The organism is Acidovorax sp. GW835-FHT14G06, assembly GCF_058793595.1.
This window is the reverse complement of the sequence record NZ_JBXAGA010000011.1, coordinates 69,213-91,456: the sequence shown is the minus strand read 5'-3', so window position 1 is coordinate 91,456 and position 22,244 is coordinate 69,213. Positions and strand designations below refer to the sequence as shown.

Below are 22,244 nucleotides of genomic sequence, written 5' to 3'. Positions count from 1 at the left end.
TGCTACGAAAAGAGAAGCATCAGGCGCTTATTGAATAAGCGCCTGATGCATTTTGAGCCCCTATCATGACACGCCCCTACAACTTCTCCGCAGGCCCCGCCGCCATCCCCTCCGAAGTCCTGGAACAAGCCGCCGCCGAAATGCTGGACTGGCACGGTAGCGGCATGGGCGTGATGGAAATGAGCCACCGGGGCAAGGAGTTTCTGTCCATCTACGAGAAGGCAGAAGCCGATCTGCGCGAACTGCTGGCCGTGCCTTCGCATTTCAGGATCCTCTTCATGCAAGGCGGTGGCCTGGCCGAAAACGCCATCGTCCCGCTCAACCTGTCGCGTGCAGGGGTGGTCGATTTTGTGGTGACCGGCAGCTGGAGCCAGAAGTCGCAAAAGGAAGCACGCAAATACGCGTCCGAAGTCAACATCGTCGCCACGGCTGAAGACACGGGCTTTACCACCGTGCCGGACCCAGCTTCCTGGACAGTCAGCCGGGGCGCGAGCTACCTGCACCTGTGCAGCAACGAAACCATCCATGGCACCGAGTTCCACCAGCTACCCGACCTCAAGGCACTGGGCAGCGATGCGCCGCTGGTGATCGATTTCTCCTCGCACGTGGCATCGCGGCCCGTGGACTGGAGTCGCGTGGGCCTGGCTTTTGGCGGCGCGCAAAAGAACCTGGGCCCCGCAGGCCTTACGCTGGTGATCGTGCGCGAAGACCTTCTGGGCCATGCCCTGCCCACCTGCCCCAGCGCCTTCGACTACAAAATCGTGGCCGACAACCAGTCGATGTACAACACACCGCCCACCTGGGGCATCTACATCGCCGGGCTGACCTTTCAGTGGCTCAAGCGCCAGACCGAAGGCGGCCTGACCGGTATAGCCGCCATGGAGCAGCGCAACATCGCCAAGGCCACACTGCTCTACAACGCCATCGACCAATCGCAGCTGTACGTGAACAAGGTGGCGGCCAACTGCCGCTCGCGCATGAATATCCCGTTCTTCCTGCGCGATGAAAGCCGCAATGACGCCTTCCTGGCCGGCGCCAAGGAGCGCGGCCTGCTGCAGCTCAAGGGCCACAAGTCCGTGGGCGGCATGCGCGCCAGTATCTACAACGCCATGCCTTTGGCGGGCGTGCAGGCTCTGGTGGACTACATGCGAGAATTTGAACAAAAGCACGCCTGAGCGCGCACCCCACACGACAGCAACAGAAAACGGCTCCCACAGCACGCATCGCTACCCCACCGTCCATGAACAATCCGCAAGCCTCACCCGACCTCGCCAGCCTGCGCGTGCAGATCGACAGCATCGACCAGCAACTGCTCACGCTGCTGAACCAGAGGGCGCTGGTGGCAGAACAGGTGGGTGAAGTCAAAAAGCGCGAAGGCACGCCCTTTTTCCGCCCCGACCGTGTGGCACAGGTCATCGACAAGATCACCAACGCCAACCCTGGACCGCTCAAGGGTGCACACGTGGCGGCCATCTGGCGCGAGATCATGTCCGCCTGTCTGGCCCTCGAATCGCCCCAACGTGTAGCCGTTCTGGGCCCCGAGGGCACGTTCTGCGAGCAGGCAGCGATCGAGTTCTTTGGCGGCGCGGCCGACCTGATGTATTGCGCCAACTTCGATGAGGTGTTCCACGCCACGGCAGCGGGCAGCGCGCAGTATGGTGTGGTGGGCGTAGAGAACTCTACCGAAGGCGTGGTCACACGTTCGCTGGACCTGTTCCTGCACACCCCCACCCACGTGGTAGGCGAAGTCAGCCTGCTGGTGCGCCACAACCTGCTGCGCACGACCAATTCGCTTGATGGCATCGAAGTCGTTCTGGCGCATCCGCAAGCGCTGGCGCAGTGCCAGGCTTGGCTGTCCAAACACCTGCCGCATGCCGAGCGCCGCCCGGTGTCCAGCAATGCCGAAGGCGCGCGCCTGGCCACCACCAACCCTGCCTGGGCAGCCCTCTCCAGCGAGCGAGCGGCTACCCAGTTCGGTTTGCACATCGTCTCCCACGCCATCCAAGACGACGCCTACAACCGCACCCGCTTCGCCATCATCTGCCTGCCACACACGCTGCAGACGCCACCCCCCTCGGGCAAGGATTGCACCAGCTTGGTGGTATCGGTGCCCAACAGGCCCGGCGCCGTGCACGACCTGCTAGTGCCGCTCAAGACGCACGGCGTGTCAATGACGCGTTTTGAGTCGCGTCCAGCCCGCACAGGCCAGTGGGAGTACTACTTCTACATCGATCTCGATGGCCACCCCGCCCAGCCTCACGTGGCTCGGGCCCTGGAAGAACTGCGCAGCCTGTGTGCGTTCTACAAGGTCCTGGGGACCTACCCTGTCTCGTCATAAGGAGCCATCGCCATGTTCGAACAATTGGGGCTGATCGGCTGTGGACTCATGGGAGGCTCGTTCGCCCTGGCCATGAAAAAGGCCGGATTGGTCAAGCGCGTGGTGGGCTACAGCAAGTCACCCTCCACCACCGACCGCGCCCGCCAGTTGGGCGTTATCGATGTCGAGGCGCCCTCCGCACTGCTGGCAGTGGCGGGCGCCGACGTTGTGCTGGTGGCCGTGCCTGTGGCAGCCACTGAGGCCACCCTCAAGGCCATCAAGCACCTGGTCACCCCGCAGATGCTCATCATGGACGTGGGGTCGACCAAGTCAGACGTGGTCCAGGCCGCGCAGCGCTCGCTGCGCGACCAGGTGGGGTCGTTTGTGCCGGCGCATCCCATCACGGGGCGCGAGGTATCCGGCGTGGAACACGCCGAGGCCGACCTGTACAGCGGGCGCCAGGTGATCCTGACCCCCACCGAGCGCACTTTAACGGCCCAGTTGCAGGACGCCGAAAAGATCTGGACTGCGCTGGGTTGCCGCGTGACCAGCATGTCGCCCGAATCACATGATGCGGCCTTTGCCGCTGTCAGCCACCTGCCCCATTTGCTGGCGTTTGCGATGATGAACGGCATCACGGGCCAGACCCACGGCGACGACTTTTTGTCGCTCGCAGGCCCTGGATTCCGCGACTTCACGCGCATTGCCGCCAGCGACCCCAAGGTGTGGCGCGATATCCTGCTGTCCAACCGGGACGAAGTCATTGCACAGTCCAAGCAGTTCCAGCAGGCACTGCGCAACATCGAGCAAGCCATGGAAAAAGGCAACGCCCAGGCGCTCGAAGACATGCTGACGCTGGCAAGCGAAACCCGCGCGCACTGGCGCATGGGCGCAAAACGCAAGTAACCCCCGACATTGCCCCCCCTTGAGTCGCCTGCGGCGCCTTCCCCTCAGGGGGACGTACCCGATGGCCTGGCAACGCCAGTTCCACGGGAGCACGGGTTGTTGGGGCGCGCCAGTTGCGTAGGCCGCTGGCTGCACGAACGCCCTTTGAGCTGCAATTGGACACACCAAAAAGATGTACAGCACCGCATTCCTCGATCTCCCTCCCCTGCAAGCCGCCGCTGGCGAAGTCCACCTGCCGGGCTCCAAGAGCATTTCCAATCGCGTGCTGCTGCTGGCGGCGCTGAGCAGCGGCACTACCACCGTGCACGACCTGCTGGCATCCGACGACACGCGGGTGATGCTGGACGCGCTGCGCCAGATCGGCTGCGTGGTTGACGAGTCTGGGGGCAGCACGGTACGCATCACGGGCCTGGGTGGCAGCACGCCGCTGTCGCCCGCGAAACTGTTCATGGGCAACGCGGGCACCGCCATGCGCCCGCTGACGGCGGCGCTGGCGCTGCTGGGTGGCGAGTTCGAGCTGTCGGGTGTGCCGCGCATGCACGAGCGCCCCATCGGCGACCTGGTCGATGCGCTGCGCCAGCTGGGTTGCCAGATCGATTACCTGGGCAATGACGGCTACCCACCGCTGCACATTGCGCATGGCCAAGGGGTTCCCGCCCTGGCGCTGGCAGCGCCCATCCGCGTTCGCGGCGATGTGTCCAGCCAGTTCCTGACAGCCCTCCTCATGGCACTGCCGCTGGCCACCGTCCATCAGCCCGTCGTGATCGAGGTCGTGGGCGAGCTGATCTCCAAGCCCTACATCTCCATCACCCTGCAGCTGCTGGCGCGCTTCGGCATCGCGGTCGAACACCAGAACTGGCAGCGCTTCACCATCGCGGCGGGCAGCAGTTACCAGTCCCCAGGAGACATCCATGTGGAGGCAGATGCGTCATCTGCTAGCTATTTCATAGCACTTGGAGCAATCGCAACTAGCGCTACCGGACAAAAAGACGCCAAATCCGGCATCAAGATACAAGGCGTGGGCCTCGATTCGATCCAGGGCGATATTCGCTTTGTCGAAGCGGCCCGGGCCATGGGCGCGGTGATTACCGGGGGCCCCAACTGGCTGCAGATAGAACGTGGCGCGTGGCCCTTGCAGGCCATTGACCTGGATTGCAACCACATCCCCGATGCAGCCATGACCCTGGCCGTGATGGCGTTGTACGCCGACGGCACCACCACGCTGCGCAATATTGCAAGCTGGCGCGTGAAGGAAACCGACCGCATCGCCGCCATGGCAACCGAACTGCGCAAGCTCGGCGCCACGGTCGAGGAAGGTGCCGACTTCATCCGCGTGACCCCACCCGTGCGTGTGCAAGACTGGAAACCCGCCAGCATCCACACCTATGACGACCACCGCGTGGCCATGTGTTTCTCGCTCGCAGCCTTCAACGCCGCTGCCCAGCCAGTCCGCATCGAAGACCCCAAGTGCGTGGCCAAGACATTTCCGGACTATTTCGAGGCCCTGTTCTCGGTGGCCCAGGTTGCAGCACCACAGATTCCCGTGATCTGCATTGACGGCCCCACAGCCTCGGGCAAAGGTACCGTGGCAGCGGCGGTGGCACAGCGGCTGGGCTATGGTTTCCTGGACTCAGGTGCGATGTATCGCATCACCGCCCTTGCAGCGCTGCGGGCGGGCCTCGCCATCGACACAGACCACGAAGCCCGTATCGCCACCCTGGCCCAGACGCTGCCGGTGCGGTTTGAGGGCGGCAAGGTGTGGCTGGGCAGCGACGACGTAACCGAGGCCATCCGCACCGAAGAAGCCGGTATGAACGCATCCCGCGTGTCCGCTCTGCCTGCCGTGCGCACGGCGCTGGTAGACCTGCAACACAGCTTCCGGCGCCTGCCGGGGCTGGTGGCCGATGGCCGTGACATGGGCACGGTGATCTTCCCGGACGCTCCTTTGAAGGTGTTTTTGACCGCCAGCGCCGCCTGCCGCGCCGAGCGTCGTTATAAACAGTTGATTTCAAAGGGTTTTTCGGCTAATATCGAAGACCTTCGCGCAGATTTAGAGGCGCGCGACGCCCGGGATAGCTCCCGCAGCGTTGCACCCCTCAAGCCCGCGCAAGAAGCTCTGGTCCTGGACAACTCCGATTTGACGATTGAACAAGCCGTCGAAAAGGTGCTTTCATGGTGGCAGGAGCGCCAGCCCTTCGCAGCATCTGCGCAGCGCTGACAACGTGGGGCCCTCGGGCTCCAGGCAGTGCCGAAAGGCATTGCCACAGGCCCACGCAGCCCCCCTCGCGCGCCAGCGCACAGGTTGTGTGGATCGATAACCTAACCCGCGGTCGTACCGCAAAAAACCACCGCAAGCAGCTATAAAAACAGTAGCAATGGTGCTACTGGAATCCTGTTTGTGGCAAGGAAACACATGTCCGAATCTTTTGCCGCCCTTTTTGAAGAATCCTTGCAGCGCACGGAAATGCGCCCAGGCGAAGTCATTACCGCTGAAGTCGTGCGCGTTGAGCACAACTTCGTGGTCGTGAACGCTGGCCTCAAGTCCGAAGCCTACGTGCCGCTGGAAGAGTTCAAGAACGACAAGGGCGAAGTCGAAGTCCAAGTGGGTGACTTCGTGTCGGTGGCCATTGGCTCCATCGAAAACGGCTACGGCGACACCATCCTGTCGCGTGACACCGCCAAGCGTCTGGCCTCCTGGATGAGCCTGGAAAAGGCCCTGGAATCTGGCGAATTCGTCACTGGCACGACCAGCGGCAAGGTCAAGGGCGGTCTGACCGTTCTGGTCAACGGCATCCGCGCATTCCTGCCCGGTTCGCTGATCGATACCCGTCCGATCAAGGATCTGACGCCGTACGAAAACAAGACCATGGAATTCAAGGTCATCAAGCTGGACCGCAAGCGCAACAACGTGGTGCTGAGCCGCCGCGCTGTGGTGGAAGCCTCCATGGGCGAAGAGCGCGCCAAGCTGATGGAAACCCTGAAGGAAGGCTCCATCGTTCAAGGCGTGGTCAAGAACATCACCGAATACGGTGCGTTCGTGGACCTGGGCGGCATCGACGGCCTGCTGCACATCACCGACATGGCATGGCGCCGTGTGCGTCACCCTTCCGAAGTGGTGACCGCTGGTCAGGAAATCACCGCCAAGATCCTGAAGTTCGACACCGAAAAGAACCGTGTCTCGCTGGGTCTGAAGCAAATGGGCGACGACCCATGGATGGGCGTGAACCGCCGCTACCCACAATCGACCCGCCTGTTCGGCAAGATCACGAACATTGCCGACTACGGCGCGTTCGTCGAACTCGAACCCGGCATCGAAGGCCTGGTGCACGTGTCTGAAATGGACTGGACCAACAAGAACATCGCTCCCGCCAAGCTGGTTTCGCTGGGCGACGAAGTCGAAGTCATGGTTCTGGAAATCGACGAAGACAAGCGCCGTATCAGCCTGGGCATGAAGCAGTGCAAGGCCAACCCATGGCAAGAATTCGCACAGGACACGAAGCGCGGCGACCGCGTCAAGGGTCCTATCAAGTCGATCACCGACTTCGGCGTTTTCGTGGGCCTGGCTGCCGGCATCGACGGCCTGGTGCACTTGTCCGACCTGTCGTGGAACGAACCCGGCGAAGCCGCAGTTCGCAACTATAAGAAGGGCCAGGAAGTCGAAGCCATCGTGCTGGCTGTGGACGTGGACCGCGAGCGCATCTCCCTGGGCATCAAGCAGCTCGACGGCGACCCATTCACGACCTTCGTGACCGTGAACGACAAGGGCCAGACGGTGACCGGCAAGGTCAAGACCGTGGACGCCCGTGGCGCTGAAATCGACCTCGGCGAAGACATCGTGGGCTACCTGCGCGCTTCGGAAATCTCCCGCGACCGCGTGGAAGATGCCCGCAACGTGCTCAAGGAAGGCGACGAAGTCACCGCTGTGGTGGTCAATGTGGATCGCAAGACCCGCAACATCCAGCTGTCGATCAAGCAAAAGGACATGGCTGACGAACAAGGCGCCATGGCCAACCTGAGCCAGCAATCGAGCCGCGAAAGCGCCGGCACGACCAGCCTGGGCGCCCTGTTGCGCGCCAAGCTGGACAACTCGGAAAAGTAAAGCGCTGACCCGTTAAACGGTCAGACAGCGGGCGCCTCGGCGCCCGCTCTTTTTTCAGCCAAGACTGCCTATGTCCCAAGATTCCATGACCCGCTCAGACCTCGTCGAAGAACTGGCCGCCCGTTTCGGCCAGCTCACCCACCGAGATGCCGAATACGCCGTCAAGACCATTCTGGACGCCGTGGGCGAGGCCCTGGTGCGCGGGCATCGCATCGAGATCCGGGGCTTTGGTAGTTTCTCGGTCAATCACCGCCCACCCCGCATGGGCCGCAATCCGCGCAGCGGCGAGGCTGTGGCCATTCCCGAAAAACGCGTCCCCCATTTCAAGCCAGGCAAGGCACTGCGCGAAGCCGTGGACAAACGCACGGCCGAAATGGAAGAAAAGACCCAGCCCACGACGGGCGGCGCGGGCAGTTGATATCAAATTGATAGCTGCAGGTGCATGATTTACGAGCGCCTGCTGCCTTTTTTTGCCTGTTGGTCGGACTGCAGACACACGCGGGGCCGCAGCGCCAAGCTCTTAGAATCGCCCCACCACTGGGGAGACCGATGAAATACCTCCTGTGGCTGCTCAAGGCAGCCATTTTTTTTACGCTCTTCGCCTTCGCGCTGAACAACCAGCAGGACGCGACCGTGCATTTCTTCTTTGGCACGCAATGGCGCGCGCCCTTGGTGCTGGTGGTGCTGACCGCCTTTGCTGCAGGGCTGGTCGTCGGGGCGCTGGGCATGGTGCCGCGCTGGTGGCGGCACCGCACCGCTGCCCGCCGCGCGCAGGCGGCGGTCGTTGCTCCCGCTCCCGTGGCGCCACCTGTCGCCAGCGCCACACCCACAGCGCCCCCACCACCTCCTGACCTGCCTTCGATCCATGGAATTTGACCTGAGCTGGATACTGCTGGGCCTGCCCCTGGCCTTTGTGCTGGGCTGGCTGGCTTCGCGTTTTGACCTGCGCCAGCTGCGCGCCGAGAACCGGCGGGCGCCCAAGGCGTACTTCAAGGGCCTGAACTTTCTACTCAATGAGCAGCAGGACCAGGCCATCGACGCCTTCATCGAGGCCGTGCAGAACGACCCCGACACCTCCGAACTGCACTTCGCACTGGGCAACCTGTTTCGTCGCCGGGGCGAATACGACCGCGCCGTGCGTGTGCACGAGCATCTGCTCTCGCGCGGCGACCTGAGCCGTACCGACCGCGAGCGCGCCCAACATGCGCTGGCGCTCGACTTCCTCAAGGCCGGGCTGCTCGACCGCGCAGAAGACGCGCTGCAGCGCCTGGAGGGCACTCCGTTTGAGGCCCAGGCCCGCCTGGCACTGCTGGCCATTTACGAACGTTCGCGCGACTGGCCCCATGCCGCCACCATTGCCCGCAAGATGCACGATGCCGATCAGGGCGACTTCAGCACCCGGCAAGCCCACTACCTGTGCGAGCAGGCACTGGCGCTGAGTGCGCAAGGCGACCTGCCGGGCGCGCAGGCCCTGCTGGATCAGGCTGTGGCCGCCGCCCCAGAGGCTGCACGCGCGCGCATCGAACTGGCACGCCTGCAACGCCTGATGGGCCAACCCGCAGCGGTGCTGTCTACTCTCAAGGTCCTGGGCGAGCGCAACCCCGCAGCGCTGCCCCTGGCCGCCCCGCTGATGGTCGAGGCTGCCACCGCTACCGGCCGTACACAGGAAGTCCACGCCCTGCTGCAGGCCCACTACGCACAAGCGCCCTCGCTGGACGTGATGGAAAGCATCGTGGCCATGGAAGCTGCCGACGAGGCCACCCGCCCATCCGCCCGCCAGCGCTATGTGGAGCACCTGGACAAGGAGCGCTCCCTGGTCGCTGCGGCCAAATGGCTGGCCACCGAAAAGCTGGAACACGAAGAATTCCACCCCCAGGTTCAACGTGCGCTGGACCATGCCGTCAAGCCCCTGACCCGCTACCGCTGCGCGGCCTGCGGCTTCGAGGCTCGCCAGCATTTCTGGCAATGCCCCGGCTGCCAGACCTGGGACAGCTACCCCGCGCGCCGGGTCGAAGAACTCTAAGAGCCTTCATCCTCAACACCGTAAGACCCTTGCCATGCTGAAGAAACTGCTGACCCTGCTTGTTGCCATGCTGCTCGCGACCGCCACCTGGGCTGCCGTGGACGTGAACACCGCCACCGAGGCCGAACTCGACGGCATCAAGGGCATCGGGCCCGGCCTGTCGGGCCGCATCCTGCAAGAGCGCCAGAGCGCGCCCTTCAAGGACTGGGCGGACTTCATCGGCCGTGTGGGCGGCGTGGGCAATAAGAGTGCCGTCAACTTCTCCAAAGAGGGCCTCACCGTCAACGGCAAGAAGTACAGCGCAGCAGCAGCCGCCAAGGCAGAAGCCAAAAACAACAAAAAACACAGCAGCTCCCAGACAGCAGACCGCAAGGCCCGTGGCAGCGCTGACAAGGAGGCAGCAACGGCAACCACGCCAGCCACACCACCCGCCACGGCGACTGCGGCACCGGCCGCGTCAGCACCAGCCCCATCAGCAAGCGCTAGCAAAAACTAAGCACGCTTCACAAGCAGCAAGCCCGCTCCAGCGGGCTTGTTTTTTTGCGGCAGGGGATGCGCGACAGCAAGGGGCGGGCAGGGTTTTTAGGAGCTGCCCCTAAAATCAATCGCGCATGCCCCTGATCACGCTCATCCTTCTCCCCTTCATCGGCAGCCTGCTGGCAGCGGTTCTGCCCTCCAACGCCCGCAATACCGAGTCCACCCTGGCAGGACTCATCGCCCTGTTCTGCACCGTGCAGGCGGCGCTCTACTTCCCGGAGATTGCGGACGGCGGCGTGATCCGGCAAGAGCTGACCTGGCTGCCTGCGCTGGGCTTGAACCTCGTCATCCGCATGGATGGCTTTGCCTGGATGTTCTGCATGCTGGTGCTGGGCGTGGGCAGCCTGGTGGTGCTGTACGCGCGCTACTACATGTCGGCGGCCGACCCCGTGCCGCGCTTCTTCTCGTTTTTTCTGGCGTTCATGGGCGCGATGGCGGGCTTGGTGCTCTCGGGCAACATCATCCAGATTGCATTCTTCTGGGAGCTGACCAGCCTGTTCTCCTTCTTGCTGATCGGCTATTGGCACCACCGCAAGGATGCGCGGCGCGGTGCGCGCATGGCGCTGACGGTGACTGGCACGGGCGGGTTGGCGATGCTGGCGGGCATGCTGGTGCTGGGTCACATTGTGGGTAGCTATGACCTCGACCATGTGCTCGTCGCGGGCCAGCTCATCCAGAACCACCCGCTGTACACCACCGCGCTCGTCCTGATTCTGCTGGGGGCACTCACCAAAAGCGCACAGTTCCCGTTTCACTTCTGGCTGCCCAACGCCATGGCGGCGCCTACGCCCGTGTCGGCCTACCTGCACTCGGCCACCATGGTCAAGGCCGGTGTATTCCTGCTGGCGCGCCTGTGGCCGGCGCTCGCGGGCACGGAGCAGTGGTTCTGGCTGGTGGGTGGAGCGGGCCTGGCCACGTTGCTGGTGGGCGGCTATGCGGCCATGTTCCAGAACGATCTCAAGGGCCTGCTGGCGTACTCGACCATTTCGCACCTGGGCCTCATCACGCTGCTGCTGGGCCTGAACAGCCCGCTGGCCGCCGTGGCCGCCGTGTTCCACATCATGAACCACGCCACCTTCAAGGCCTCGCTGTTCATGGCCGTGGGCATCGTGGACCATGAAAGTGGCACACGCGACATACGGCGCCTGTCGGGCCTGCGCACCATGATGCCGATCACCGCCACCCTGGCCATGGTGGCCAGCGCGGCCATGGCGGGCGTGCCACTGCTCAACGGCTTCCTGTCCAAGGAAATGTTCTTTGCCGAGACGGTGTACGTGAACACCACGCCGTTGCTCGAATGGCTGCTGCCCGTGGCGGCCACGGTGGCCGGCATGTTCAGCGTGGCGTACTCGCTGCGCTTCACGGTGGATGTGTTCTTTGGCCCGCCCGCTACCGACCTGCCACGCCCACCCCACGAGCCCCCGCACTGGATGCGTGTGCCAGTGGAGCTGCTGGTGCTGGCCTGCCTCGTGGTGGGTACGCTGCCCGCATGGTCGGTGGGGGCCTACCTGGCCGCTGCCGCGCGGCCCGTGGTGGGGGGCGAGCTGCCCACGTACAGCCTGGCGGTCTGGCATGGGTTCAACACCCCTTTTGTGATGAGCTTGGTGGCCCTGGGCGGGGGGATAGCGCTGTACGCGTTGCTGCGCTGGCAGCGCGAAAAAGGCGCTATCGATGCGCCACCCGTCATGCAGCGCATCAGCGGCCAGCGGGCCTTTGAGGCCACGCTGGCCGTGCTGAGCCTCACCGGCCGCAATGGCCGCCGGCTGCTGAGTACCGGCCGCCTGCAGTGGCAGATGCTGTGGCTGGTTTGCGCCGCCCTGGTGGCAGGCACCCTGCCCCTGTGGGCGCGAGGCTTTCCAATTGGCGACCGGGTGCAGTTGCCACTGTCGCCCGCCTTTGCGCTGCTGTGGCTGCTGGGTGCGGTGTGCGCCGTGGCAGCGGCGTGGCAGGCCAAGTACCACCGGCTGGCGGCCCTGACACTGCTGGGCGGCTCCGGGCTGTGCGTGTGCCTGACCTTCCTGTGGTTCTCGGCGCCCGATCTGGCGCTCACGCAGATCGTGGTGGAGGTGGTGACCACCATCCTCATCCTGCTGGGCCTGCGCTGGCTGCCCCGACGGGACGAAAGCCTGCGCGTGCCCACGCTGGCCGAAGAGCGGCGCACCCAGCTGCGCCGCTACCGCGACCTGGCGCTGACGCTGGCCACAGGCGGTGGCATGGCCCTGCTGTCGTTCGCGATGATGAGCCGCCCGTTCCCCGACAGCACCTCCACCTTTTTCTTGGAACACGCGCTCACCGACGGCGGTGGCACCAACGTGGTCAACGTGATGCTGGTGGATTTCCGGGGCTTTGACACCTTTGGCGAGATCGTGGTGCTAGGCATCGTGGCGCTCACCGTGTATGCGCTGCTGCGGCGCTTTCGGCCCGCACGCGAGGTGATGGACCTGCCACCCCAGCAGCGCGCCGTGCCCGCCGATGTAGCAACGGACCTCTCCAACCCGCGCCAGACCACCGACACTGCCGTCGGCTACCTCATGGTGCCCGCCGTGCTGGTGCGCTTGCTGCTGCCCTTTGCCACACTGGTGGCGGTGTACCTTTTCATGCGCGGGCACAACGAGCCTGGCGGCGGATTTGTGGCGGGGCTGGTGTTCTCGGTGGCGCTGCTGCTGCAGTACATCGTCTCGGGCACCTCCTGGGTCGAGGCCCACCTTCCGCTGTACCCGCGCCGCTGGATCGGCATGGGCCTGCTGGCAGCGCTGGCCACAGGCATGGGCGCGCTGGCCTGGGGCTATCCGTTTCTGACCAGCCACACCGCGCACTTCTCGCTGCCCGTGGTGGGTGAGATCCATGTGGCCAGCGCGCTGTTCTTTGACATCGGCGTGTTCACCCTGGTGGTGGGCTCCACCATGCTCATCCTCACCGGCATTGCCCACCAGTCGGTGCGCAGCCACCGCTACAACAACGCACGCGCGGCCGACGAGGCCGAGGCCGCCGCCACACCCGGAGAAGGTCCATGGAACTGATACTGGCCCTGGCCATTGGCGTGCTCACCGGCTCCGGCGTATGGCTGCTGCTGCGCCCCCGCACCTTCCAGGTCATCATGGGCCTGTCGCTGCTGTCGTACGCCGTCAACCTGTTCATATTCAGCATGGGGCGCCTGGGCCTCGCGATTGACAAGGAGCCCGTGCTGCAGCCCGGGGTGCCGCAGGACTTGGCCCACTATGCCGACCCCATGCCCCAGGCCCTTACCCTCACGGCCATCGTGATCGGCTTTGCCATGACCGCCCTCTTCCTCGTGGTGCTGCTGGCATCGCGTGGCATGGCAGGCACCGACCATGTGGACGGTACCAAGGGTAAAGAAGTGCAGGAAATGCCATGACGGGAGGTACCAGCGTCACCGCCTCGGTCACCGCGTGGTTGATGCCGCACCTGATCCTCGCGCCCATCGCTCTGCCCTTGCTCACGGCCGGGCTCATGCTGCTGCTGCGCGAGGAGCGCCAGCGCACCAAGGTCACGCTCAACATCGCCTCGACCCTGGTGGGCCTGGTGGTGGCCGTGTTGCTGCTGGTGCAGGCCAAGGAGCCCAGCGTGCAGACCAGCCTGGGCGTGTACCTGCCGGGCAACTGGCCGGCGCCGTTCGGCATCGTGCTGGTCATCGACCGCCTGTCGGCCATGATGCTGGTGCTGACGAGTACGGTGGCGCTCGCCACGGTACTGTTCTCGGCCGCGCGCTGGCACCGGGCGGGCGTGCACTTTCACCCGTTGTTCCAGTTCCAGCTCATGGGGCTGGCGGGGGCGTTTCTCACCGCCGACCTGTTCAACCTGTTCGTGTTCTTCGAGATCATGCTGGCCGCCTCATACGGCCTGCTGCTGCATGGCTCGGGCCGCCCGCGCGTGTCGGCGGGGCTGCACTACATCGCCATCAACCTCGCCGCCTCATCGCTGTTCCTCATCGGGGTGTCGATGCTCTACGGTATCACCGGCACGCTCAACATGGCCGACCTGGCGCAGAGCATTGCGGGCGTGGCCGCCGCAGACCGGGGGCTGCTGCATGCGGCCGCCGCCATTATGGCGGTGGCCTTCCTCATCAAGGCCGCGGTGTGGCCGCTCAACTTCTGGCTGGTGCCCGCCTACAGCGCGGCCACCGCGCCGGTGGGAGCCCTGTTTGCGCTCATGACCAAGGTGGGCGTATACAGCGTGCTGCGGCTGTGGACGCTGCTGTTCGGCTCCGAGGCCGGCGATTCCGCCCAGTTTGGCAGCCAGTGGCTCATTGGCGGCGGCATGCTGACCATGGCCTTTGGTGCGATCGGCATGCTCGGCTCGCAGCGGCTGGGGCACCTTGCGGGCTTCAGCGCCATTCTGTCGTCGGGCACGCTGCTGGCGGCCGTGGGCTTTGGGCAGAACCTGCTCACGGGCGGTTTGCTGTACTACATGCTCAGCTCCACCCTGGCCGTGAGCGCGCTGTTTTTGCTTACAGACCTGATCGACCGCTGGCGCAACAACGGTGCCAACCTGGCTCCGTATGAACAGACGGACGACGCGCCGTTCCTGTCGGCCGATCTGGTGCCCACAGAAGGCATGAACCTGGACGACAAGGAACAGGCGCTGATCGGCCAGGTCATCCCCGCCGCCGCGGCGTTTCTGGGCTTGGCGTTCATGGCCTGCACGCTGGTCATTGCAGGCCTGCCACCCTTGCCCGGCTTTGTGGGCAAGTTCGCCATGATCCATGCGCTGCTCAACCCGCTGGGGCTGGGCGCGGCCCAGGGCTTTCGCCTGGGCGCTGCGGGCTGGATGCTGGTGGCGCTGCTGGTGGGCTCGGGGCTGCTAGCGCTGCTGGCCCTGACGCGCGCAGGCATCCGCCACTTCTGGTCGGCCCAGGGTCGGGCTTCTCCCCAGCTCCTGGTGCTGGAGGGACTGCCCATTGCCCTGCTGCTGCTGGCCTGCGTGGCGCTGGTGTGGCAGGCCGGTGCGGTGATGCGCTACACACAAGCCACCGCCAATGCCCTGCATGCGCCTGCCACCTATGTGGGTGCCGTGATGACCGCCGCGCCCGTCGCACCTTCGCCTGCGGCAACGCCTGAAACTACGTTACCGGGGGACAAGCCATGACCCAACCAGGCCCATCGGCGGCATCCAACGCCCCAGACATTCCATCACGCCCTGGTCTATTGAGGCGCCTGGTGCCAGCCCCGCTGCTATCGGTGGCGCTGCTGGGCCTGTGGCTGCTGCTCAACCGCAGCCTGAGCGCGGGCCACTTCGTGCTGGGCACGGTGCTGGCACTGGCCATCCCGCTGCTCACCGCCGGGCTGCGCCCGCTTCCGGTGCGTATCCGCAAGCCAGGTGCCGTATTGCGCCTGGCGCTTGCGGTGGTGGCAGACACCACCCGCTCCAACCTGGCCGTGGCGCGCCTGCTGCTGACGCCGGGCCGCAGGCGGTATCCGGCGGGCTTTGTGCATATCCCCCTGGACGTGCGGGACCCCAATGCATTGGCCGTGCTGGCGATGATCGTGTGCATCACGCCGGGCACCGCGTGGGCAGAGATTTCGCTGGACCGCAGCATGCTGCTACTGCACGTGCTGGAGCTGGACGACCCCGCCACGGTGATCGCTGACGTGAAGCAGCGCTACGAAGCCCCCTTGATGGAGATTTTTGAATGACCCCCGTGCTGGACTGGGCCCTGCCGGCCGCCCTGCTCATGCTGGCACTGGCCATGGGCTGCGCGCTGATCCGACTGCTCAAGGGACCGTCCGCACAAGACCGCGTGCTGGCGCTCGACTGCATGTACCTGAGCGGCATGCTGGTGATGCTCGTGCTGGGCCTGCTGTATGGCAGCAAGAACTACTTCGAGGCCGCCCTGCTGCTGGCGCTGTTCAGCTTTGTCGGCTCCATGGCCATGGCCAAGTTTTTGCTGCGCGGCGAGGTGATCGAATGACCGAAGCCGCCACCACCGCTGTTCTTCCGCTGTGGCTCGAAATCATCGTGGCCGTGCTGGTGCTGGCCGGTGCCGCGCTGGCCCTGCTAGGCTCCATCGGCCTGCTGCGCCTGCCGACCTTTTTTGAACGTGTGCACGCACCCTCCATCATTGCCACGCTGGGCTGCTGGCTGATCGTGCATGCCACGGTGCTGTACTTCTCGGTGGCCGATGGTAGCCTGGCGTTGCATGCGCTGCTGATCGCCGTGTTCGTGGCGATCACGGTGCCGGTGATGTCGATCTTTCTCATGCGCGCGGCGCTGTTCCGCGCACGGCAAGCCGGGCGCGACGTGCCGCCCAGCCTGAGCCAACCCAAGGTGGATGGGAGCACAGAAGCCAAAGACTCCTGATCAGTTACTCCTGATTTGATAGCTTCAGGCGCATATAAAACAAGCGCCTGCAACAGTTTTGGCTCTTATTTCGCCCCAGGCACACCAAACCCGCCACCGCCGGGGGTGTGAATCTCGAACACATCGCCCGGCTGCATCTCTGCCTGGCCGATGTGATCCAGCAGCTCCACCCGGCCATCGCTGCGCACCACCTTGTTGATACCCACGGCGCCCGGCTGACCGCCCGCCATGCCAAACGCGCCATGGTGGCGGCCGTTGGACAAGATGCTGGCCGTCATGGGCTCCAGAAAGCGCACACGGCGCACGCCGCCGTCGCCACCTTTCCACTGCCCGGCACCGCCCGATCCCTTGCGGATCTCGTAACCCTCCAGCCGCACCGGAAAGCGGAACTCCAGCACCTCGGGGTCCGTCAGGCGCGAGTTGGTCATGTGGCACTGCACAACGCTGGTGCCACCAAACCCGCCCACCAACTGCCCGTTGGCATTCCACACACCACCCGCGCCGCTGCCGCCCGAGATGGTCTCGTAGTACTGGTAGCGCGTGCTGCCAAACGTGAAGTTGTTCATGGTGCACTGCCCCGCCGCCATCAGGCCCAACGCGCCATACAGCGCATTGGTGATGCAGGTGGAAGTCTCCACATTGCCCGCCACCACTGAGGCTGGCGGGTTCGGGTTGAGCATGCTGCCGGGCGGGATGATGACGTTCAGTGGCTTCAGGCACCCCGCGTTCAGCGGAATGTCGTCATCCACCAGCGTGCGGAACACATACAGCACCGCCGCCATGCACACCGCCGTGGGCGCGTTGAAGTTGTTCATCTGCTGCGGGCTGGTGCCGGTGAAGTCGATGGTGGCGCTGCGGCTCGCTGCATCCACCTTCACGGCCACACTGATCTGCGCGCCGTTGTCCAGAGGCAGCGTGAACGCACCATCCTTGAGCCGTGTGATGACACGGCGCACGGACTCTTCGGCGTTGTCCTGCACATGGCGCATATAGGCCTGCACCACGTCCAGGCCAAACTCGGCCACCATGCGACGCAGCTCCTGCTGGCCTTTCTCGTTGGCGGCGATCTGCGCGCGCAGGTCGGCCATGTTCTGCTGGGGGTTGCGGCTGGGGTATTCGCCGCTTTCCAGCAACGCAATCATCTCGCGTTCCCGCAAGGTGCCGCATTCCACCAGCTTCACGTTGTTGATCTGTACGCCCTCTTCTTCAATGCGCGTGGAGAACGGCGGCATGGAGCCCGGCGTGGTGCCGCCCACATCGGCGTGGTGGCCCCGGCTGCCCACATAGAACGTGGGCTCGGCCTCGTTGGCGATGTAGACCGGCGTGATGACCGTTATGTCCGGCAGGTGCGTGCCACCGTGGTACGGGTCGTTGAGCACGAACACATCGCCGGGCTGCATGCGGCCCGCGTTCTCGCGGATCACGGTCTTGATGCTCTCGCCCATGCTGCCCAGGTGCACGGGCATGTGGGGCGCGTTGGCGATCAGGTTGCCGGCGGTGTCAAACAGCGCGCAGCTGAAGTCCAGGCGCTCTTTGATGTTCACCGAGTACGCCGTGTTCTGCAGCTGCAGCCCCATCTGCTCGGCAATGTTCATGAACAGGTTGTTGAACACCTCCAGCAGCACCGGGTCCACCGTGGTGCCCACGGCATGCTGCACGGCGCGCGCCACGCGGCGGTTGAGCAGCAGGTGGTCCAGGTCGGTCAGCGCGGCCTCCCAGCCGGGCTCCACTATTGTTGTAGCGTTCTTCTCGGCAATGATGGCCGGGCCGGGGATCACGTCACCCGGGCGCAGATCCTCGCGCACCACCAGGGCGGCGTCGTGCCATGCTGCAACGCCATCGATGCCACCGGTGTACATGCGCACGGTGCTGCGGCGCGGCACCTCGCGCGCGGGCTGCAGCGTGTGGCGTGGCTCCACGGGGGCATCGCCGGGCACCACGGCCTCGACCGACACAGCCTCCACCACCAGGCCCTTGCCCTGCATGAGGAAGGCAAAACGCTGGCGGTAGGCGTTCTCGAACGCGGCGGTGATTTCGGCCAGCGAGCCGAATGGCACGATGAGCGCGGAGTCGCTGCCCTCATAGCGCACATGCACGCGGCGGTGCACCACAGCAGTGCCCGCGCCCACCTGCTGGCGCTCCAGCTCGGTGCGCGCGGTGGTGGCCAGTTGCTCCAGCGTGGCCTCGATGCCGGGCAACGCGTCCGGCACGAGCTTGGTTTCCACCGCCTGTTCGCGGATCACGTTCTGATCCGCCAGGCCCATGCCGTAGGCGCTGAGTACCCCCGCCAGCGGATGCACAAACACGCGCGTCATGCCCAGCGCGTCGGCCACCAAACACGCATGCTGGCCGCCCGCGCCGCCAAAACACTGCAGCGTGTAGCGCGTCACGTCGTAGCCGCGTGCCACGCTGATCTTCTTGATGGCATTGGCCATCTGCTGCACGGCGATCTGAATGAAGCCATGGGCTACGTCTTCGGCCTTGCGACCGGTTTGGGCGGCGAGATCCCCAAACTTCTGTGCCACCGCATCGCCATCGAGCGCCTCGTTGGCCGCGTGGCCAAACACCTTGGGGAAGTGTGCAGGCTGGATCTTGCCCACCATCACGTTCGCATCCGTCACGGCCAGCGGGCCGCCCCGGCGGTAGCTGGCGGGGCCAGGGTTGGCGCCCGCGCTTTCGGGGCCGACGCGGAAGCGTGCGCCATCAAAGCCGAGGATGGAGCCGCCGCCGGCCGCCACGGTGTGGATGCTCATCATGGGCGCCCGCATGCGCACGCCCGCCACTTGGGTCTCGAACTCGCGCTCGAACTCGCCTGCATAGTGGCTCACGTCGGTGCTGGTGCCCCCCATGTCAAAGCCGATGACCTTGTCGTGGCCCGCCAGGCCTGCCGTGCGCGCCATGCCGACGATGCCGCCTGCGGGGCCTGAGAGGATCGCGTCCTTGCCCTGGAAAACCTGCGCATCGGTGAGGCCGCCCGACGACTGCATGAAGAACAGCTTCACGCCCGGCATTTCGCTCGCCACCTGGTCCACATAGCGGCGCAGGATGGGCGACAGGTACGCATCCACCACCGTGGTGTCGCCCCGGCTCACCAGCTTCATCATGGGGCTGGTGGCGTGCGATGCGCTCACCTGCGTAAAGCCGATTTCGCGCGCGATGCGGGCGGCGGCTTCTTCGTGCGCTGTGTAGCGGTAGCCGTGCATGAACACGATGGCCGCGCTGCGCAGGCCCGCGTCGTAGGCCGCCCACAGGCGTTCCTTCAGGTGGGCTTTATCCAGCGGCTCGATCACTTCGCCCTGAGCACCCATGCGCTCCTGCGCTTCGACGACGCGCTCATAGAGCAGCTCGGGCAGCACGATGTGGCGGTCAAACAAACGGGGGCGGTTCTGGTACGCAATGCGCAGCGCGTCCTTGAAGCCCTTGGTGGTGATGAGCAGCGTGGGCTCGCCCTTGCGCTCCAGCAGGGCGTTGGTGGCCACGGTGGTGCCCATCTTCACGCACTCCACCAGCGCAGGGGTCACCGGCTCGCTTGGCGCCAGGCCCAACAGGTGGCGAATGCCGGCCACCGCAGCGTCCTTGTACTGCTCGGGGTTCTCGGACAGCAGCTTGTGCGTGACCAAGGTGCCGTCCGGGCGCTTTCCCACCACGTCGGTGAAGGTGCCGCCCCGGTCGATCCAGAACTGCCAGCGGGACAAAGGAGAAACTTGTTGGGACATGATGATGCTATCTAATCAATAGCTGACAGCGCATTCAATACCTGCACTACAGCTGCATTTCATTCAAAAAACCAGAAACCAGGGGCAGGTTGTCACAGCGACGCTGCGGAGCGCGCTGCCTGGTCATACATGCCCGAGAGCACACGCAGCAAACGGGCCAGTTCGCCGATGTCGCGGTTCAGCGCGTCATCGGCATTCAAGGCATCGATGAGGCAGCTCTCGCGGATCTCGCGGTAGCGCTGCACATAGGCGCGGCCGGTGTCGGTGGCGGCGTAGGTGACTTCCTTGCCGTTCTTCTGAGAGGCGACCACGCCCAGGGTCTGCAGCTTTTTGAGTGAGTAGTTCACCAGGTGCGTGTCTTCCACGTTCATGATGAAGCAGATGTCGGCCAGTCGCTTGTCGCGGGCACGGTGCGTGACGTGGTGCAGCACCACCACGTCGAGCGGCGTCAGGTCCTTGAGGCCCGCCGCCGCCATGCAGTGCACCACCCAGCGGTGGAACGCGTTGCCCGCCACGATGAGGCCGAACTCGAACTCGCTCATCTCTGCACTCTGCGCCGACACCAGATGCGCCGACGACACGATGGGACCGGAGTCGGTTTTGGCCTTGGGCTTGGCGTCAGATTTCATGGCGGGTTCAGGCCTGCGGGTTCTGTCATTGGCACGGGATATGCATGGGGCATTGTAGGCAAGTCGATGGTAATTTGTTGGCAATTTGTCAGCGTTTAGGCAAAACACCTATCGCAATCGGATCGGCTTCCGATACAGTGATTTGTTACATCCAATCTTGTACATACAACCCTGCGGAGCAATATCCATGAAGCGTCGAATCTTCCCCGTGACCGCACTCGCCCTGACACTGGCTGCGGGCCTGTCTGCCACCTCGGCATTCGCCCAGACCAAGTGGGACCTGGCCGCCGCCTACCCTGCCACCAACTTCCACACCGAAAACATGGTGCAGCTGGCCGGCGATGTGGACAAGGCCACGGGCGGCAAGCTCAAGATCACGGTGCATGCCAACGCCGCGCTGTTCAAGGCCCCTGAAATCAAGCGCGCTGTGCAAGGCGGCCAGGCGCAGATGGGCGAGATTCTGCTGGCCAACTTCCAGAACGAATGGCAGCTGTTTGGCGTGGATGGCCTGCCCTTCCTGGCCGACAGCTACGACGCCTCCAAGAAGCTCTACGCCGCGCAAAAGCCCTTCCTGGAAAAGAAACTGGCTGAGCAGGGAATGATGCTGCTGTACGCCGTGGCCTGGCCTCCACAAGGCATCTACACCAAGAAGCCGTTGGCCTCTGCCGCTGACCTCAAGGGCATCAAGTGGCGCGCCTACAGCCCTGCCACCGCGCGCATTGCCGAGCTGGTCGGCGCACAGCCTGTGACGGTGCAGGCCGCAGAGTTCTCGCAAGCCCTTGCCACGGGCGTGGTCGAATCGACCATGACCTCGGGCGCCACCGGCGTGGACAGCAAGCTGTACGAGCACCTCAAGTTCTACTACGACACCCAGGCCTGGCTGCCCAAGAACGCCGTGCTGGTGAACAAGAAGGCGTTTGACGCGCTGGACAAGCCCAGCCAGGACGCGCTGCTGAAGGCCGGTGCCGACGCCGAAGCACGCGGCTGGGCCAACAGTGCCAAGGTCAACACCGACACCGTCGCCAAGCTCAAGGCCAATGGCATGGACGTGGTGACCCCACCGGCCGCGCTGAAGGCCGACATGGCCAAGGTGGGTGACACCATGCTCAAGGAATGGCTGGACAAGGCCGGCCCCGAAGGCAAGGCGCTCATCGACGCCTACCGCAAGTAAGCCCAGGCGCCCACGCACATGCGTCGTCTGCTGGACTTTCTGTACGACAGCGCCGCCGCCCTGGCGGCGCTTTTCATGGTCGGCTTGTTGGGGATGGTGCTGCTGTCCATCGCCAGCCGCCAGTTCCACTTCCACGTGCCGGGCACGGATGCCTATGCGGGCTATCTGATGGCCGCATCGGGCTTCTTGGCGCTCGCCCACACCTTGAAGCGCGGCGAGCACATCCGCGTCACGCTGCTGCTCAACTTTCTGAAGGGCGGCGCCAAGAAGGCGTTCGAGATCTGGGCTTTGGCAATTGCCACCCTGCTGGCCGTGCTGTTCGCGGTGTACAGCTGCAAGCTGGCCTGGCAGTCGCACGAGTTTCACGACATCTCCACCAGCAGCGACGCCACGCCTCTGTGGATTCCGCAGATCGCCATGGCCTTGGGCACGGTGATTCTGGCGATCGCGTTCCTGGACGAGCTGGTGCTGGAGATGATGGGCAAGCGTGTGGATGCCTCCTCTGGCGAAGCATTGCGCAATGAATAA

The 22,244-nt window shown here is 64.6% G+C and carries 19 protein-coding genes; 17 read left to right on the top strand and 2 right to left on the bottom strand.

Annotated features, from left to right (window positions below):
• The first annotated feature begins 65 nt into the window (after positions 1 to 65).
• The 15 genes from serC to mnhG all read left to right on the top strand — a co-directional run bounded on the left by serC (position 66) and on the right by mnhG (position 16,200).
• On the top strand, positions 66 to 1,175 hold the full coding sequence (gene serC / locus AC1Q64_RS19225; RefSeq protein ID WP_492252444.1) for a 3-phosphoserine/phosphohydroxythreonine transaminase: 1,110 nt from the start codon (positions 66 to 68) through the stop codon (positions 1,173 to 1,175).
• Positions 1,176 to 1,240: 65 nt separating this feature from the next.
• Positions 1,241 to 2,338, top strand: coding sequence for a prephenate dehydratase (gene pheA, locus AC1Q64_RS19220; RefSeq protein ID WP_291437428.1), 1,098 nt, complete (start codon positions 1,241 to 1,243; stop codon positions 2,336 to 2,338).
• Positions 2,339 to 2,350: 12 nt separating this feature from the next.
• Positions 2,351 to 3,223: a prephenate dehydrogenase gene (locus AC1Q64_RS19215; protein WP_291437427.1), complete on the top strand. Its 873-nt coding sequence runs from the start codon at positions 2,351 to 2,353 to the stop codon at positions 3,221 to 3,223.
• Between the two features lie 172 nt (positions 3,224 to 3,395).
• On the top strand, positions 3,396 to 5,441 hold the full coding sequence (locus tag AC1Q64_RS19210) for a bifunctional 3-phosphoshikimate 1-carboxyvinyltransferase/cytidylate kinase (RefSeq protein WP_492252443.1): 2,046 nt from the start codon (positions 3,396 to 3,398) through the stop codon (positions 5,439 to 5,441).
• 180 nt (positions 5,442 to 5,621) lie between these two features.
• Entirely contained in the window at positions 5,622 to 7,322 is a 1,701-nt protein-coding gene (gene rpsA / locus AC1Q64_RS19205) for a 30S ribosomal protein S1 (RefSeq protein ID WP_291437425.1), read from the top strand.
• Positions 7,323 to 7,407: 85 nt separating this feature from the next.
• Positions 7,408 to 7,740: an integration host factor subunit beta gene (locus AC1Q64_RS19200; RefSeq protein WP_492252442.1), complete on the top strand. Its 333-nt coding sequence runs from the start codon at positions 7,408 to 7,410 to the stop codon at positions 7,738 to 7,740.
• Between the two features lie 131 nt (positions 7,741 to 7,871).
• On the top strand, positions 7,872 to 8,198 hold the full coding sequence (locus AC1Q64_RS19195; RefSeq protein ID WP_492252441.1) for a LapA family protein: 327 nt from the start codon (positions 7,872 to 7,874) through the stop codon (positions 8,196 to 8,198).
• Entirely contained in the window at positions 8,188 to 9,345 is a 1,158-nt protein-coding gene (gene lapB, locus AC1Q64_RS19190) for a lipopolysaccharide assembly protein LapB (RefSeq protein ID WP_492252440.1), read from the top strand. The genes AC1Q64_RS19195 and lapB overlap by 11 nt, the downstream gene beginning before the upstream one ends.
• Before the next feature lie 34 nt (positions 9,346 to 9,379).
• Positions 9,380 to 9,841, top strand: coding sequence for a ComEA family DNA-binding protein (locus AC1Q64_RS19185; RefSeq protein ID WP_492252439.1), 462 nt, complete (start codon positions 9,380 to 9,382; stop codon positions 9,839 to 9,841).
• Positions 9,842 to 9,956: 115 nt separating this feature from the next.
• Positions 9,957 to 12,902 carry a monovalent cation/H+ antiporter subunit A gene (locus AC1Q64_RS19180; protein WP_492252438.1) on the top strand — a complete coding sequence of 982 codons (2,946 nt, stop codon included), beginning with the start codon at positions 9,957 to 9,959 and terminating at the stop codon, positions 12,900 to 12,902.
• Positions 12,893 to 13,258 carry a Na+/H+ antiporter subunit C gene (locus AC1Q64_RS19175; RefSeq protein ID WP_291437417.1) on the top strand — a complete coding sequence of 122 codons (366 nt, stop codon included), beginning with the start codon at positions 12,893 to 12,895 and terminating at the stop codon, positions 13,256 to 13,258. Before AC1Q64_RS19180 ends, AC1Q64_RS19175 begins: the two co-directional genes overlap by 10 nt.
• Entirely contained in the window at positions 13,255 to 14,988 is a 1,734-nt protein-coding gene (locus AC1Q64_RS19170; protein ID WP_492252437.1) for a monovalent cation/H+ antiporter subunit D, read from the top strand. The genes AC1Q64_RS19175 and AC1Q64_RS19170 overlap by 4 nt, the downstream gene beginning before the upstream one ends.
• Entirely contained in the window at positions 14,985 to 15,536 is a 552-nt protein-coding gene (locus tag AC1Q64_RS19165) for a Na+/H+ antiporter subunit E (protein ID WP_492252436.1), read from the top strand. Before AC1Q64_RS19170 ends, AC1Q64_RS19165 begins: the two co-directional genes overlap by 4 nt.
• A complete protein-coding gene (locus tag AC1Q64_RS19160) occupies positions 15,533 to 15,811 on the top strand; it encodes a K+/H+ antiporter subunit F (protein ID WP_056063664.1) in 279 nt (92 codons plus the stop codon). The genes AC1Q64_RS19165 and AC1Q64_RS19160 overlap by 4 nt, the downstream gene beginning before the upstream one ends.
• Complete coding sequence (mnhG, locus tag AC1Q64_RS19155; protein WP_492252435.1) at positions 15,808 to 16,200, top strand: monovalent cation/H(+) antiporter subunit G; 393 nt, start codon at positions 15,808 to 15,810, stop codon at positions 16,198 to 16,200. Before AC1Q64_RS19160 ends, mnhG begins: the two co-directional genes overlap by 4 nt.
• A gap of 65 nt (positions 16,201 to 16,265) precedes the next feature.
• On the opposite strand, the gene AC1Q64_RS19150 is transcribed toward mnhG, so the two are convergent.
• Together AC1Q64_RS19150 and AC1Q64_RS19145 are read right to left on the bottom strand one after the other, a co-directional pair.
• Positions 16,266 to 19,916, bottom strand: coding sequence for a hydantoinase B/oxoprolinase family protein (locus AC1Q64_RS19150; protein WP_492252434.1), 3,651 nt, complete (start codon positions 19,914 to 19,916; stop codon positions 16,266 to 16,268).
• A gap of 92 nt (positions 19,917 to 20,008) precedes the next feature.
• Positions 20,009 to 20,545, bottom strand: a complete 537-nt coding sequence (locus tag AC1Q64_RS19145; RefSeq protein WP_056063673.1) for a winged helix DNA-binding protein — start codon at positions 20,543 to 20,545, stop codon at positions 20,009 to 20,011.
• Positions 20,546 to 20,732: 187 nt separating this feature from the next.
• Here AC1Q64_RS19145 and AC1Q64_RS19140 point away from each other — a divergent pair, with 187 nt between their 5' ends.
• Positions 20,733 to 21,716 (top strand): TRAP transporter substrate-binding protein, encoded by a 984-nt coding sequence (locus AC1Q64_RS19140; protein ID WP_492252433.1) that lies wholly within the window; start codon positions 20,733 to 20,735, stop codon positions 21,714 to 21,716.
• A gap of 18 nt (positions 21,717 to 21,734) precedes the next feature.
• Positions 21,735 to 22,244, top strand: a complete 510-nt coding sequence (locus AC1Q64_RS19135) for a TRAP transporter small permease (RefSeq protein WP_056746372.1) — start codon at positions 21,735 to 21,737, stop codon at positions 22,242 to 22,244.